Here is a 15,077-nt window from a genome sequence, read left to right on the forward strand (position 1 = left end):
ATCATGGCAAGGACGACGACGCCGCGCAGGTTCGTGACGGCTGCCCGCGGTTGGTGCGCACGCCGTCGTCGTCGATCTCGCCGAGCGGTCAGATTTCGCAGTCCCGGGCCAGCAGATCCGCCACGGACTCGCGGCGCACGATCTCCCGGGAGGTGCCGCCCTCGCCCACGGCCACGATGCCCGGGCGCGGGAGCCAGTTGTAGTTGCTCGACAGGGACCAGCAGTAGGCGCCGGTCACGGGCACCACCAGGAGGTCGCCCCGCCGCACGTCCCCGGGGAGGTAGACGTCCTTGACCACCACGTCACCGGACTCGCAGTGCTTGCCCACCACGCGGGACAGCACGGGGGCCTCGTGGGAGACCCTGTTGGCGAGCACCGCGGTGTAGTCCGCCCCGTAGAGCACGGGACGGGCATTGTCGCTCATCCCGCCGTCCACGGAGACGTAGCGGCGCTGCACACCCTGCTCGACCGTCACGGTCTTGACGGTGCCCACGGTGTACACCGTGCAGCCCGCGGGCCCCGCGATGTATCGACCGGGCTCGAAGGACAGGTGCGGTGCCGGCAGCGCGGAGGACTCCAGGACGGCCGGGAGCAGGGCGGCGAGGTCCGCCGCGATCTCCTCGACACCGCGCGGGGAGTCCGCGGCGGTGTAGGCGACCCCGTGTCCTCCGCCGAGGTCCACCTCGGGCAGCACCACGTCCCAGCGGGAGGCCACGGCCTCCCGCAGCGCCAGGACGCGCTGGGCCGCCTGGGCGAATCCCTCGGCCGCGAAGATCTGGGAGCCGATGTGGCAGTGCAGACCGCGCAGGTCCAGGGCGTCGGCGGCGTCGAGGCACGAGACCACCGCCTGCAGGGCCGGGGAGTCCTCGCCCTCTGCGCCGGCGGCGAGCGAGAGACCGAACTTCTGGTCCTCGTGCGCCGTGGCGATGAACTCGTGCGTGGAGGCGTGCACCCCCGGGGTCACGCGGACCATCACGGGGGCCCGGGTGCCGAGCTCCCGCGCGAGCGCGGCCACCAGCTCGATCTCCGCGAGGGAGTCCACCACGATGCGCCCCACACCGGCGCGCAGCGCGGTGGTGATCTCCGCGGCGGACTTGTTGTTGCCGTGCAGGGCGATGCGCTCACCGGGAACCCCGGCTGCGAGTGCAACGGCCAGCTCCCCACCGGAGGCGGTGTCGATGCTGAGTCCCTCGGCCAGTGCCCAGCGGGCCACCGCCGAGGTGAGCAGGGCCTTGGACGCGTAGTACACGGCCACGTCCACCCCGAGCGGTGACAGGGCGCGTTCGAACGCCTCCCGGAAGCCACGGGCACGGGACCGGAACGTGCGCTCCGAGACCACGTACGCCGGGGACCCGTGCCGCCGCGCGAGCTCCGTGACCGGGACCCCGTCCACCGTGACGCACCCGGAAGCGTCCCGGGCGTACTGGGACGTGAAGACCACGGGATCCAGAGTGGCGGCGTCCGGCGGGACGGGCAGCCATGCGGGGGCGAGCGGGTGGCCGCTCACGCTCTGCTCGGGCACCGGATCACATCCGCTCGGGAGCGGAGACGCCCAGCAGGTCCAGCCCGTTGGCCAGGACCTGGCGCACGGCGTCGTTGAGCCACAGCCGGGTGTGGTGCACGAGTTCCACCTCGCCGTCGCCCTGCGGGGTCACGCGGCACGCGTCGTACCAGCGATGGTACGCACCGGCCAGCGCCTCGAGGTGCCGGGCCACGCGGTGCGGTTCACGGAACTCGGCGGCCTGCGCGACGACCGACGGGTACTGCCCCAGGGCCGCGAGCAGGTCCGCCTCGCGGGGGTGCTCCAGCAGGGCGGCGTCGAACTGCGGGGCCCCCGCCTCGTCCAGACGACGGACGCCGGCGGCCTCCGCGTTGCGCGCGACCGCGCACGTGCGGGCGTGCGCGTACTGCACGTAGAACACGGGGTTCTCGTTGGACCGCTTGGTGAGCACGTCCAGGTCGATGTCGATGTTGGAGTCCACCGAGTAGCGCGTGAGGGAGTAGCGGGCGGCGTCCACGCCCACGACCTCCACGAGGTCCTCCATGGTCACCACGGTGCCCGCACGCTTGGACATCCGCACGGCAGTGCCGTCCTTGACAAGGTTGACCATCTGGCCGATCAGCACCTCCACGCCCTCCGGGGAGTCCCCGAGGGCGGCGGCCGCGGCCTTGAGCCGGGCCACGTAGCCGTGGTGGTCCGCACCCAGCATGTAGATGCACAGGTCCGCGCCGCGGTCCCGCTTGTTCTTGAAGTACGCGATGTCGCCGGCGATGTAGGCGGCGTTGCCGTCCGACTTGATGACCACGCGGTCCTTGTCGTCCCCGTGCTCCGTGGAGCGCAGCCACCACGCGCCGTCCTCGAAGTACAGCGAGTCCGAGGAGCGCAGCTGCTCCAGCAGGGTCTCCACCTGACCGCCCTGGAACAGGGAGTCCTCGTGGAAGAAGACGTCGAAGTCCACGCCGAACTCGTGCAGCGAGGACTTGATCTGGGAGAACATCAGCTCCACGCCCGCCGCGCGGAAGACCTCCTGCGGATCCTCCGCCTCCAGCGCGTCCGGGTGCAGCGCCAGGACCTCCTGGGCGATGTCCGAGATGTACTGCCCGCCGTAGCCGTCCTCCGGGGCGGCCTCGCCCCGGGCACGGGCCAGCAGGGACCGGGCGAAGCGGTCGATCTGGTTGCCGTGGTCGTTGAAGTAGTACTCGCGCACCACGTCCGCGCCCTGGGCCTGCAGCACGCGCGCCAGCGAGTCCCCCACGGCGGCCCAGCGGGTGCCGCCCAGGTGGATGGGGCCCGTGGGGTTGGCGGAGACGAACTCCAGGTTGATGGTGGTTCCGGCCAGCGTCTGCCCGGTGCCGAACGCGCGGCCCTGCTCCACGACCGACTGCGCCAGCTCACCCGCGGCGGCGGCGTCGAGCGTGATGTTGAGGAAGCCCGGCCCGGCGATGTCCACGGCCTTCACACCGGGTACCCCGCACAGGTGCTGCGAGAGGATCTGGGCGACGTCCCGCGGGGGGCGCCCGACCTTCTTGGCCACCTGCATGGCCACCGTGGTGGCCCAGTCCCCGTGCTCGCGGTTCTTGGGTCGCTCCACCCGCGCCTGCGGGAGGTCGACGCCGTCCGCCACGGTGAGCTCACCGGCGGTCACGGCGTCCTGCAGACATGCGGACACAGCGGAGGAAAGTTCTTCAGGAGTCACCGTGCCAGTGTAGCCGGGCGGGTTCTGCCGCACCGACTCCCGCTGATTGGTGCACCCGCGCAACCTGGTAGTATCGTCGAGTTGTCGTCGCGAGCCGAGCAGTTGGTGAACGGCACGGCATGCCCGCGTAGCTCAGTGGATAGAGCGTCTGCCTCCGGAGCAGAAGGTCGTAGGTTCGAATCCTGTCGCGGGCACCCTGAAAGCTCCACCCGTTGACGACGGCCCCGGTGACCCCGGGGCCGTTGTCATGTCCGGGCCTGTCGTCCTGTCCGGGCCCGCAGCACCTCTCAGCGCCGACCGCGCCGCTGCTCGCGGATCCTGTAGTTCGGGTTCAGCTCGAGCGGGTCGTACTCGTTCATGACGGACTCGGAGCCGTACTGCTCCTCGAGCAGCGCGTCCTCCGCCACCGGCTCGGGCGGCGCGGTGCGCCGCAGGACGACCCCCACGATCGTGAGGATCCCTCCCACGAACAGGGTGCCGAATCCCACGATGGTCATCACCCAGCCGCGCTCGGTGAGCGGCTGGCCCCCGTGGTCCGCGGCCGCCTGGCTGAGCGCCACGAGACCCTCCGGCAGGGAGAAGCAGCACACGAAGAGCAGAATCAGCCCCACCGCAGTGATGACGGACGTCATGCGCTGTCTGCGGCGGGGCTGACTCATGGTGATCACTGACCTTCCGGTGCCACCTCCGCGGCGGAGGAGCCACCCGTGGGAGCGCCACCGGCGGGGACGCCCCGGGAGGGGGCGGCCGACGGTGCGGCGCTGCGAGCTGTTTCCAGAAGCGTAGCGTCATCCAGTGCCGGCTCGCCCGTGGCCGCCTGCAGCTTGCGGAACTCGGCCAGCAGGTCCGCCACGGTGGCCTCCGCCTTCTGCTGGGCGTCCAGCTCGAAGAGGATCCGGCCCTCGTGCATCATGATCAGCCGGTTGCCCAGGCGCAGGGCCTGCTCCATGTTGTGCGTGACCATGAGCGTGGTGAGGTGGCGCTCGTTCACGATCCGCTCGGTGATCTCCGTGACGTGCTGCGCCCGCTGGGGATCCAGTGCGGCCGTGTGCTCGTCCAGCAGCAGGATCTCCGGGGCGGAGAACGTGGCCATCAGCAGCGACAGCGCCTGGCGCTGACCACCGGACAGCAGACCCACCTTGGCGCCCAGCCGGTTCTCCAGACCCAGCTCGAGGGTGGCCAGCTCCTTCCTGAACTCCTCCCGCCGGGCGCGGGTGACCCCGCGGGACAGCCCGCGGGAACGGCCCCGCCGCTGGGCGATCGCCATGTTCTGCTCGATGGTCAGGGTGGGCGAAGAGCCCTTCATGGGGTCCTGGAACACACGGGAGATCCACTTGGCCTTGCGGTGCTCGGGCAGCCGGGTGACCACCCGCTCCCCCACCCGGATCTCCCCGCTGTCCGGGATGATCGTCCCGGAGACCGTGTTGAGCAGCGTAGACTTTCCCGCGCCGTTCGAGCCGATGACCGTGACGAAGTCGCCCTCGTTCACCGTGAGACTCACCCCGTTCAGGGCCACGCGCTCGTTGACCGTCCCCGCGAAGAACGTCTTGCGGACGTCGTCGACTGTCAGCATGCGGTCACGCTCCCTTTCCGGCTGAGGTTGTGGCGATGCTGGCGGTCACGGGGTGCTCGGTGCTGCTCCCCACGTCCGCCTGCACCTCCTGGGCGGCCTTGAGCGTGCGGCGCCGCTTCCAGCGCTTGAACACGGCCATCTGGGGCAGCACGAGCGCCACCACCACGAGCACCGCAGAGATCAGCTTCATGTCCGAGGGGTTCAGCCCGGCCTGCAGCGCCACCGTGATGACCAGGCGGTACAGCACGGATCCCAGGACCACCGCGAAGGTGGCGACCACCACGGTGCGGTGGCCGAAGATGCCCTGGCCGAGGATCACGGAGGCCAGGCCCACCACGATCATGCCGATGCCCATGCCGATGTCCGCGAAGCCCTGGTACTGCGCGATCAGTGCGCCCGCGAGGCCCACCAGGGCGTTGGAGAGGCACAGCCCGAGGATCTTCTGCGCGTCCGTGTTGACCCCGAACGAGCGGATCATGTCCGGGTTGTCACCCGTGGCCTGCATGGCCAGACCGGCATCCGTGTAGAGGAACCAGTCCAGCACCACCTTGACCACCAGCACTCCCACGAGCAGCAGCAGGACGCCGGTGACCGTGCCCTGCAGCCCGGCCTCGCGCAGCGGGGTGAAGACGGTGTCCTCACGTAGCAGCGCGAGGTTCGCCTTCCCTCCCATGAGCCGCAGGTTGATGGAGTACAGCGCGGTCATGGTCAGAATGCCCGCGAGCAGCCCGTTGATCTTGGCCTTGGTGTGCAGCAGGGCGGTGATGAGCCCCGCGAGGCCGCCCGCCACGAAACCCACCACGGTGGCGATCCACGGGCTGCCGCCGTTGAGGATCACCATGGCCGAGGTGGCGGCTCCGGTGGTGAACGACTGGTCCACGGTGAGGTCCGGGAAGTCCAGCACGCGGAACGTGAGGTAGACCCCCAGGGCCATGACCGCGTAGATCAGCCCGAGTTCGATTCCAGCAATCACCGGTTCTACTCGATGACCTGGTCGGCCTTGTCCCGCAGGCTCTGCGGGATCTCCACGCCCATGGCCTTGGCGGCCTTGGCGTTGACGATGAGCTTGGTCTCCTTCTGGGACTCCACGGCCATCTCACCGGGCTTGGCGCCGTCCTTGAGGATCTTCACCGCCATCTCACCGGTCTGCTTGCCGAGGTCCTTGTAGCTCAGCCCCTGGGTGGCCAGCGCACCGCGCTCCACGGAGTCTCCCTCGCCCGCGATGAGCGGGATCTTCTTGGCCTCGGCCGCGGAGATCACGGCCTCCAGCCCGGCCACGACCTTGTTGTCGGTGGGCACGTAGATGGCGTCGGTGTCGAAGGACTCCGCGGCCTGGGCCACCTCAGCCGTGGTGGTGACGGTCTTCTCCACGACCTTGAGACCCTCGGCCTCGGCGGCCTTCTTGGCCTCGTCCACCTGGATCTGCGAGTTGGTCTCACCCGAGCTGTAGATGATGCCCACGGACTTGGCGCCCGGCTCGAGCTGCTTGACCAGCTTGATCTGGTCCGCCACGGGGTTCATGTCGGTGGTGCCCGTGACGTTGCCGCCCGGGGCCTCCGCGGAGTCCACGAGGCCGGCGTCCACCGGGTCCGTCACGGCGGTGAAGAGCACGGGCTTGTCCGTGACGGCCTGGGCCAGCGACTGTGCGGACGGCGTGGCGATGCCGAGGATGAGGTCGTCCCCTGAGGACGCGAAGTTGGAGGCGATGTTCGTGGCGGTGGCCTGGTCCCCCGAGGCGTTCTGCACGTCCAGGGTGAGGTTCTCGCCCTCGGTGTAGCCGCCGTCCTTGAGAGCCTCCACGAAGCCCTCCCGCGCGGCGTCGAGCGAGGGGTGCTCCACGAACTGGGAGATGCCCACGGTGACCTTCTTGGTCTCCTTGCCGTCGCCCGACTGCTCGCCGCCGGAGCCGCAGCCGGTGAGCAGCAGGGCGGCCGTCGTGGCCGCCGCGGCGACCGGGAGTAGACGCTTCATGGGGTGGTTCCTTCCATCACGGATCAATGATGAGTGGATGCTACCTGCCGATCGGTCGAAAATGAGACGCAGCTCACATGTAGGGACAATTTCGCGTGTCACCTGGGCGGGAACGCGCGGCCCTGCGCGTGTCGGGGGCGGCCCGTAGACTGCACGGTTGTCATGACTGAGCCCATCACCACGCCCCGCATCGTGTACCCGGACAACCTCCCCGTCTCCGCGCGCCGGGAGGACATCATGTCCGCCATCCGGGAGAACCAGGTGGTGGTGGTCGCGGGTGAGACCGGCTCCGGCAAGACCACCCAGCTGCCCAAGATGTGCCTCGAGCTGGGCCTGGGTGAGCGCGGACTGATCGGGCACACCCAGCCGCGCAGGATCGCCGCCCGCTCGGTCGCCGAACGGATCGCCCACGAGCTCGGCGAGCGCGTGGGCGCCACCGTGGGCTACCAGGTGCGCTTCACGTCCGAGGTGGGCAGGGACTCCAGGATCAAGCTCATGACGGACGGCATCATGCTGGCCGAGATCAGCCACGACCCCACGCTCTCGCGGTACAACGCGATCATCATCGACGAGGCCCACGAGCGCTCGCTCAACATCGACTTCCTGCTGGGCTACCTCCGCCGGCTGCTGCCACAGCGGCCGGACCTGAAGGTCATCATCACCTCCGCGACCATCGACCCGCAGCGCTTCGCCGAGCACTTCGCGCAGCCGCACCCCGAGCACCCGGATGCGGATCCCTCCCCCGCGCCGATCATCGAGGTCTCCGGGCGCACCTACCCCGTGGAGATCCGCTACCGCCCGCTCACGCAGGAGCGCAGCGGGGACGGCGGTCCGGACGAGGAGGACACCGGGGACGGCCTCGCGGACGAGGACCGGGACCCGATCGACGCGGTGTGCGACGCCGTGGTGGAGCTCTCCCGCGAGCCGCGCGGGGACATCCTCGTGTTCTTCGCGGGCGAGCGCGAGATCCGCGACGCGCAGGACGCGCTGCAGAAGGTCATCGACTCCCACCGTTCCCTGGCCGGGACCCAGATCCTGCCCCTGTTCGGGCGGCTGTCCATGGCGGAGCAGAACCGCGTGTTCTCGCCGTCCTCCCACCGCCGCATCGTGCTGGCCACCAACGTGGCGGAAACCTCCCTCACGGTCCCCGGCATCAAGTACGTGGTCGATCCCGGCACGGCTCGCATCTCGCGGTACTCGGCGCGCACCAAGGTCCAGCGCCTGCCCATCGAACGGATCTCCCAGGCCTCGGCCAAGCAGCGCTCGGGCCGCTCCGGGCGCACCTCGGACGGCGTGTGCATCCGGCTGTACTCGGAGGAGGACTTCGAGTCCCGCCCCGAGTTCACGGATCCCGAGATCCTGCGCACCAACCTGGCCGCGGTGATCCTGCAGATGATCTCCGTGGGCGTGGTCCGGGAGCCCGGTGACATCCTGGACTTCCCGTTCGTGCAGAAGCCGGACCCGCGCGCGGTCAAGGACGGCGTGGTGCTGCTGCGCGAGCTGGGCGCCCTGCGCGGTCCGGGCGGTGCGGCGGACGGCGACGACGCGGCGTCGCGCCCCGCACGCAGGTCCCGTGGCGGCCGCCGGAACCGTGGCCGGCGGGGCGGACAGCGGGGCCCGCTGACCCGCACGGGTGAGATCCTCGCGGCCCTGCCCGTGGACCCGCGTCTGGGCCGGATGATCGTGGAGGCGGACCGCCGCGGCTGCGCGCGCGAGGTGCTCGTGCTCACCGCCGCCCTGACCGTCCAGGACCCGAGGGAGCGCCCCCTGGAGAAGCGCCAGGCCGCGGACGAGTTCCACGCGCGGTTCAAGGACAGGACCAGTGACTTCCTCTCCTACGGGCTGCTGTGGCAGTACCTGCAGGAGCAGCAGGAGGAGCTGTCCTCCTCGCAGTTCCGCAAGCTGTGCAGGCGCGAGTACCTGAACTTCCTGCGCATCCGCGAGTGGCAGGACCTCTACGCGCAGCTGCGCCAGATCGCCCGGCAGTCGGGGATCGACGTGGGCGGCTCGCGGGAGATCGACGTGGCCGCCCACCAGGACGACGTCCACAAGTCCCTGCTCTCCGGGCTGCTCAGCAACATCGGCGTGCGGGACGAGCGCACCCGTGAGTACCGGGGCGCTCGCGGCACCCGGTTCGCGATCTTCCCGGGCTCGGCCCTGTTCAAGAAGTCCCCGGACTGGATCGTCTCCGCGGAGCTCGTGGAGACCTCCCGGCTGTGGGCCCGCACGAACGCCGCGATCCAGCCTGAGTGGGCCGAGGAGATCGCGCCGTCGCTGGTGAAGCGCTCCTACTCCGAGCCCCACTGGTCCCGCTCGCGCGGCGCCGTGATGGCCTCCGAGAAGGTCACCCTCTACGGGCTGCCGCTGGTCAGCGAGCGCTCCGTGCTGTTCTCCTCGATCGACCCCGAGCTGTCCCGGGAGCTGTTCATCCGCCACGCGCTCGTGGAGGGCGACTGGCAGACGCGGCACACCTTCGTCAAGCGCAACCGCAAGGCGCTCACGGAGGTCGAGGAGCTCGAGAACCGCATGCGCCGCAAGGACCTGCGCGTGGACGACCAGGTCCTGTTCGACTTCTACGACGCTCGGGTCCCCGCGCACGTGGTCTCGCAGCGACACTTCGACGCGTGGTGGAAGAAGGCCCGCCACGAGGACGAGCACCTGCTGGACCTCACCCCCGAGGACCTCATCGCCCCGGAGGCCCCGGCACTGGACACGGACTCGTTCCCGCGCTCGTGGCACGTGCACTCCCCCGAGGGGGACCTGAGCCTGGACCTGGACTACGAGTTCGCCCCGGGCACGGACACCGCGGACGGCGTCACGGTGCGGATACCCGTGCTGTTCCTGGACCGGCTCGCCCCCGAGCAGTTCGAGTGGCACATCCCCGGCCTGCGCGTGGAGCTGGTCACCGCGCTGATCAAGTCCCTGCCCAAGGCCGTGCGCCGCAACTTCGTGCCGGCCCCGGACACCGCGGCCGCGGCCGTGCGCCGGCTGGACGAGGAGTTCGACCCGCCCTCGGGCTCGCTGCTCGAGGCCCTCGCCACGGTGCTGCGCCGGATGCGCGGACACCCCGTGCAGGCCTCCGACTTCCACCCCGAGACGCTGCCCCCGCACCTGCGGATGCGCTTCGAGGTCCGGGACGCCCGCAGCGCGGTGCTCGGCCGCGGGGACGACCTCACCGAGCTCAAGCAGCGATTGCGTCCGCGCGTGCGCGAGGCGCTCGCCCAGTCGCTGGGGCAGGCCGCGGCCCAGCTCTACGACGCCGCGGGTGCCTCCGCAGGCTCGGCCTCCGGCGGGGACGACGACGCCGCCGCGTCCGGTTCGCGGCGCGGCCGTCGCTCCGGTGGCGGCGACCGCAAGGGCCGGGGCGGTGCGCATCCGGGCGAGCGGGCGGCGTCGGGCGCGTCCCTGGAACGCACGGACCTGCGGGCGTGGCCCGAGCCGGATCCGCCCCGCAGCGTGGAGACCACCGTGGCCGGCCAGACGGTCACCGGCTACCCCACGCTCGTGGCCGTGGCGCCCGAGAAGCCGGGCGGCACCGAGGCCCCTCGCGTGGACCTGCGGATCCTGAGCGACCCCGAGGAGCAGCGCGCCGCCCAGCGCGACGGCGTGATCGCGCTGCTGCAGCGTGTGCTGCCGTCCGCGCACCGCTACGTGGTGGAGCACCTCAGTCAGCGCGAGCGGCTGGTGTTCACCCAGAACCCCCACGGTTCCGTGGAGGCCCTGATCCACGACTGCACGGGCGCGGCGATCGACCGGCTCGTGCCCCACGACCCCCCGTTCACACGGGCCGAGTTCGACCGGCTGGCCGAGCACGTGCGGGCGGAGCTCATCGACACGGTCTTCGCGGTCACGGCGCTCGTGACCACCGCGCTGAGCGAGGCCACCACGGTGCGCAAACGGCTGAAGAAGCCCGGCTCACTGGGCGCGGTGCCCGCGTTCACGGACATGGCGGAGCAGGTGGACGGGCTCATCCACCCCGGATTCGTGGCGCAGACCGGGTGGCAGGCCCTGCAGCACCTGCCCCGCTACCTGGCCGGGGTCAACGCCCGGCTGGACAAGCTCTCCGGGCACCTGCAGCGCGACGCCGTGGCCATGCACACCGTCCACGACCTCGAGGCCGAGTACCGTGCGGCCCTGGACGCAGTGCCGCCCACGGTGCCCACGCCCGCGGCGCTCAGGGCAATCCGGTGGGACCTGGAGGAGCTGCGGGTCTCGTTCTTCGCGCAGGAACTGGGCACCGCGCACACGGTGTCGGAGAAGCGGCTGCGCAAGAAGCTGCGCGAGCTGGGCTGAGACCCAGCGCGCGACGGACCATCACCCAGTTCACGGGGGCATGGCCCAGGAACACGAGTGACAGCCGTGGCGGGGGCCCAGGAGGCGCGCCCCTCAGTGCGCGAGTGCGGCACGCCCCGCACCGAGCGAGGAGGGCACCCCCTCCTTGGGTGAGGACCACGCTTCCGAGACCGGGAGCGTGAGTGCGCTCAGCCCTGCGACGGCACCGTGTCCTGGTGCCCCTGGGAGACGAGTGCCTCGCGGATCCGCCGGGCGGACTCGTCCATGACGGCGGCGTCCGGGTCCTGGTCCACGTTCGCGAAGTCGAACTCCTCGATCGAGTTGGTGGGCCACACGTGCAGGTGCGTGTGGGGCACCTCGAAGCCCTGGATCATGAGGCCCACGCGCTTCGGGGAGAAGGCGGCGTCCACGGCCCGGCCGATGGCACGGGACACCGTCATGAGATGGGTGGCCAGCTCCTCGGGGAGGTCGATCCACGCGTCCACCTCCCGGCGCGGGACCACGAGCACGTGGCCCTGGGCGAGCGGCTGGATGGACAGGAACGCGACGCACTGCTCGTCGGCCCAGACGAAACGACCGGGCAGCTCGCCCTCGATGATCTTGGTGAACACTGAGCTCACGGTGGAGTCCTCTCCTCGGTGGGTGGCCGACGGTCCGCCGGCCGGGTCAGCTGGTGGTGATCTCCACGCTCTCGCGCGGGGACAGGTGGCGGTAGCTGGTTCCGTAGAGTCCGGCGAAGTGGGCGACCTGCGTCTCGACCACGCCGAAGCCGTTCTCCGAGAGGAGGGCGTCGTGGATCTGGAACGCGGTGGTGGCCCGGGTGGCGATCATGAAGTCGATGACCTCGGACATCTTCGACCACGGCGCGTGCAGGGGCACCAGGACGGTGGGAACCGTGACCCCGCGTGGAACCGTGAACGAGTCGCCGGGGTGGAACACGGCGTCGTCGACCACGTACCCCACGTTGGCCACGGTGGGGATCAGGGGGTGGATCAGCGCGTGCTGGCCGCCGTGGGTGGTCACCGAGAACGGGCCGGCCTCGAACGCCGTGTCCGCGGTGACGGCGTGCAGGCGCGAGGTGTCCGTGACGTGCTGGGAGAGCTCCTCGACCACGGCGGCCGGGGCGTGGAGCGAGTGTTCGGGTGCCGACTCCAGCACGGCCGAGACACGGGGGACGTCGCAGTGGTCCGGGTGCACGTGCGTGACGAGCACGGTGTCCGCGCCGTCGAGCGCCTCCTCGACCTCCGAGAACGTTCCGGGGTCGACCACCAGCACCGCGCCGTCCTTCTCGAGCCGCACGCACGAGTGGGAGAACTTGGTCAGCAGCATGGTGCCAGCCTAGCGGCCCGCCGCGGCTCCGTGGGGGTCTCCGCGGCCCACGGTGGCCCCGGCGCACCTGACCCGTGCAGGTGGCCGCTCCCCGAGCCGGGCCCGTGGTCGAGGACCGGGGACCACCCGCCCGAGGTCCGCCTCGCCGCGCATGTCCGTGCCGCGCGTTAAGATGACCCGGACGACCGCTCGCGGAAAGGACGCCAGGGTTGAGCACCAAGACCACCGAACCCGCGGAGGTTCGCAACACCAAGCAGCGCCGGGCAGTGACCGCCGAACTGCACCGGCTGGAGGACTTCATCTCCACGCAGGATCTGCACCGGCGGCTCCAGGACCAGGGCGAGTCCGTGTCCCTGGCCACCACCTACCGGATCCTGCAGTCCATGGCGGAGCTCGGCCAGGTGGACGTGCTGCGCACCGCGGAGGGTGAGGCCATCTACCGCCGCTGCGAGGCCCAGCACCACCACCACCACCTGGTGTGCCGCTCGTGCGGGGCCACGGTGGAGCTGGAGGCGCCGGACATCGAGGCCTGGGCCGAGAACACGGCGCGGCGCCACGGCTACACGGACGTGGACCACACCGTGGAGATCTCCGGAATCTGCGAGCAGTGCACCGCCCGGCTCGAGGCCGAGGACACCCCCGTTAGCGAGGACCGCGGCGCAACGCTGCCCGGTGGCGGTTCCCCGGAGGCCGCGCAGCGCCCGTCGAGCTCCCCGAGCACCTCCCGCCCCGGTCGAGGATCCTCGGGGCCCACGCGGTGACCACGGGCCCACGCGACATCCTGCTGGTCCACAACGGCTCCTCCCGCGCGTCCCGCGATGCCTGCGAGCGCGCCGCAGGCATCCTCCGGGCGGGCGGATACCGAGCCCGTCCTCTGGCATCGGCTACGCCCAGAGGGCTCTCCGAGCTGCTCACGGACACCCTGCGCCGGGAGAGCCAGGCTGTTGCCGCCGTCGTGGCCGTGGGTGGGGACGGGATGGTCCACCTGGTGCTGCAGTGCCTGGACACGCTGAACCGGCAGGGCGTGGACCTGCCCTTCGGACTGGTGCCGGCGGGCTCCGGCAACGACCTCGCACGCCACCACGGTGTGCCCTCCCAGGACGTGGAGCGTGCCGCGGGTCGCGTGCTCCGTGGTCTGGAATCCGCGCCGCGCCGCACGGACCTGCTCCGGGTGGAGTGTGCGGACGGAACCCGTCACGTGTGCGCCACGGCCGTGTGCCTGGGCCTGGATGCCCGCATCAACGCGCGCGCCAACCGCTGGTCCCGCGTGCGCGCGTCCGCCAAGTACGTCGTCGCCCTTGCCGTGGACCTCGTGAGCCTGCGGGCCCGCCCCTACCAGTTGAGCTGGACCTCCCCGGACGGCAGCGAGCACACCGCCGGCCGGGATCTCACGCTGCTCACGCTCGCGAACACGTCGTCGATCGGCGGGGGCCTCACGATCGTGCCCGCCGCAGACGCCGGGGACGGTACCGCGGAGCTGTTCATGGTCTCGGACGTGGGGCCCGTGAAGTTCGTGGTGTCCCTGCCCCGGTTGTGGCTCGGCAGCCACGTGACCCTGCCCGAGGTGGCGGTGGAACCGGCGGTCTCGGCGAGCGTGGCCGTGAGCGCGCACGCCACCGGGCATTCCCCGGGCGGGGACATGGCTTTCGGCGACGGCGAGCGGCTCGGCCCCCTGCCCGTGACCCTGCGGGTACTCCCCGCGGCCGTTCAGATCCTGTTCTGAGCCGGGCCCGTCCCTGCGCCGGCGCCCGCTCCGGGTGAGCCCTGCCCGAGTGCGCCTGCCGTGTCCGCGGCGACCGGTGTGGCCGTGGAAACCGGCGCCCCCGCGCCCACCGGGCCGCGCGGCGTCGTCATCCGACGGTGGGAGGACGAGCGTTCACGCACGGCGCGCACCAGGCGGGAGACCAGCCACAGGGTGAACGAGATGGTGGTGACGTACGGGCTGATGGGGATGTTCCCGCCCAGCGCGAGCAGGATCCCGCCCACCATGGCCAGTTCCGCGAAGAGCACCGAGAGCACCACCGTGCGCACGGGACTCACGGTCAGGTTCATGGCCGCGGCCGCCGGGGTGATGAGCAGGGCGAGCACCAGCAGCGAACCCACGATCTGCACGGACAGCGCCACGGTGATCCCCAGCAGCACCATGAACGTGATGGAGAGCCCCCGCACCGGCAGGCCCTTGGCCTGGGCCACCAGGGGGTCCGTGCTCGCGAAGGTGAGGGGTCGCCAGACACCCACGAGCGTGACCACCACGAGCGCCGAGAGCAGGACCATGGAGGTCAGCTGCACCGAGGAGACCGACACGATCTGACCGGTCAGCAGCGAGAACTTGTTGGACGAGCGGCCCTCGTAGAGGGACAGGAACAGGATGCCGAGCCCCAGCCCGAAGGGCATCAGAACCCCCACGAACGAGTTGCCCTCCCGCGCGCGCAGCCCTGCGAACCCCATGATCAGGGCGGCGAGGATCGAGCCCACGAGCGAACCCGTGATCACGTCCGCTCCGATCAGCAGCGCCGCGGCGGCCCCGGCGAAGGACAGCTCCGCGATGCCGTGCACGGCGAACGCGAGGTCCCGCATCATCACGAACGTGCCCACGAGCCCGCCCACGAGCCCCAGCACCGCCCCGGCCCACACCGAGTTGCGCAGCAGAGAGAGCAGCTCGGCGTAGTCCTCGAAGACGAACACGGAGCTCAGGAAGGAGTTCCAGTCGATGG

11 protein-coding genes, 1 tRNA gene and 1 pseudogene are annotated in these 15,077 nt (G+C 71.0%); 4 read left to right on the forward strand and 9 right to left on the reverse strand.

All coding sequences use genetic code 11. The annotated features are described in order from the left end of the window. Positions 1-88 precede the first annotated feature (88 nt). Together lysA and argS are read right to left on the reverse strand one after the other, a co-directional pair. Complete coding sequence (gene lysA / locus AABM36_RS09815; RefSeq protein WP_423446011.1) at positions 89-1,522, reverse strand: diaminopimelate decarboxylase; 1,434 nt, start codon at positions 1,520-1,522, stop codon at positions 89-91. A 4-nt stretch (positions 1,523-1,526) separates the two neighbouring features. Further along, positions 1,527-3,197 carry an arginine--tRNA ligase gene (gene argS / locus AABM36_RS09820; protein ID WP_039101982.1) on the reverse strand — a complete coding sequence of 557 codons (1,671 nt, stop codon included), beginning with the start codon at positions 3,195-3,197 and terminating at the stop codon, positions 1,527-1,529. Positions 3,198-3,318: 121 nt separating this feature from the next. On the opposite strand from argS, the gene AABM36_RS09825 reads away from it, so the two are divergent. Next, positions 3,319-3,391: transfer RNA gene (locus AABM36_RS09825), tRNA-Arg, on the forward strand. Positions 3,392-3,484: 93 nt separating this feature from the next. Here AABM36_RS09825 and AABM36_RS09830 read toward each other — a convergent pair. Genes AABM36_RS09830 through AABM36_RS09845 form a run of 4 tightly spaced genes read right to left on the reverse strand, consistent with a single transcriptional unit; the run spans position 3,485 to position 6,741 of the window. Next, positions 3,485-3,856 carry a hypothetical protein gene (locus AABM36_RS09830; protein WP_406019500.1) on the reverse strand — a complete coding sequence of 124 codons (372 nt, stop codon included), beginning with the start codon at positions 3,854-3,856 and terminating at the stop codon, positions 3,485-3,487. 5 nt (positions 3,857-3,861) lie between these two features. After that, a complete protein-coding gene (locus AABM36_RS09835; protein WP_019309371.1) occupies positions 3,862-4,770 on the reverse strand; it encodes an ABC transporter ATP-binding protein in 909 nt (302 codons plus the stop codon). A 4-nt stretch (positions 4,771-4,774) separates the two neighbouring features. Beyond that, the gene (locus AABM36_RS09840) at positions 4,775-5,743 is read right to left on the reverse strand and encodes an ABC transporter permease (RefSeq protein ID WP_019309372.1); all 969 of its coding nucleotides are present in this window, start codon (positions 5,741-5,743) and stop codon (positions 4,775-4,777) included. Positions 5,744-5,748: 5 nt separating this feature from the next. Beyond that, positions 5,749-6,741, reverse strand: coding sequence for an ABC transporter substrate-binding protein (locus AABM36_RS09845; RefSeq protein WP_059281184.1), 993 nt, complete (start codon positions 6,739-6,741; stop codon positions 5,749-5,751). Positions 6,742-6,903: 162 nt separating this feature from the next. Between AABM36_RS09845 and hrpA the strand changes: the two genes are divergently transcribed. Next, positions 6,904-11,034 (forward strand): ATP-dependent RNA helicase HrpA, encoded by a 4,131-nt coding sequence (gene hrpA, locus AABM36_RS09850; RefSeq protein ID WP_423446014.1) that lies wholly within the window; start codon positions 6,904-6,906, stop codon positions 11,032-11,034. 188 nt (positions 11,035-11,222) lie between these two features. On the opposite strand, the gene AABM36_RS09855 is transcribed toward hrpA, so the two are convergent. Further along, entirely contained in the window at positions 11,223-11,654 is a 432-nt protein-coding gene (locus AABM36_RS09855) for an HIT family protein (protein WP_019309375.1), read from the reverse strand. 46 nt (positions 11,655-11,700) lie between these two features. Beyond that, positions 11,701-12,363, reverse strand: coding sequence for an MBL fold metallo-hydrolase (locus AABM36_RS09860; protein ID WP_423446017.1), 663 nt, complete (start codon positions 12,361-12,363; stop codon positions 11,701-11,703). Positions 12,364-12,572: 209 nt separating this feature from the next. Between AABM36_RS09860 and AABM36_RS09865 the strand changes: the two are divergent. Next, positions 12,573-12,980: pseudogene (locus AABM36_RS09865) on the forward strand (Fur family transcriptional regulator); the annotation flags it as partial. A 140-nt stretch (positions 12,981-13,120) separates the two neighbouring features. Further along, complete coding sequence (locus AABM36_RS09870) at positions 13,121-14,086, forward strand: diacylglycerol/lipid kinase family protein (protein WP_059281187.1); 966 nt, start codon at positions 13,121-13,123, stop codon at positions 14,084-14,086. On the opposite strand, the gene AABM36_RS09875 is transcribed toward AABM36_RS09870, so the two are convergent. Beyond that, a complete protein-coding gene (locus tag AABM36_RS09875; protein ID WP_260857903.1) occupies positions 14,071-15,075 on the reverse strand; it encodes a metal ABC transporter permease in 1,005 nt (334 codons plus the stop codon). The two genes, AABM36_RS09870 and AABM36_RS09875, sit on opposite strands and share 16 nt — an antisense overlap. Positions 15,076-15,077: the final 2 nt, after the last annotated feature.

The sequence above is a fragment of the Kocuria sp. KSNUG genome, from assembly GCF_049532735.1.
Taxonomy (GTDB): Bacteria; Actinomycetota; Actinomycetes; order Actinomycetales; family Micrococcaceae; genus Kocuria; species Kocuria rhizophila.

Bases quoted from the DNA above. Each gene is read 5' to 3' on its own strand.
- AABM36_RS09845 (WP_059281184.1), bottom strand. From the start codon at position 6,741: ATGAAGCGTCTACTCCCGGTCGCCGCGGCGGCCACGACGGCCGCCCTG.
- AABM36_RS09835 (WP_019309371.1), bottom strand. From the start codon at position 4,770: ATGCTGACAGTCGACGACGTCCGCAAGACGTTCTTCGCGGGGACGGTC.
- hrpA (WP_423446014.1), top strand. From the start codon at position 6,904: ATGACTGAGCCCATCACCACGCCCCGCATCGTGTACCCGGACAACCTC.
- AABM36_RS09860 (WP_423446017.1), bottom strand. From the start codon at position 12,363: ATGCTGCTGACCAAGTTCTCCCACTCGTGCGTGCGGCTCGAGAAGGAC.
- AABM36_RS09830 (WP_406019500.1), bottom strand. From the start codon at position 3,856: ATGAGTCAGCCCCGCCGCAGACAGCGCATGACGTCCGTCATCACTGCG.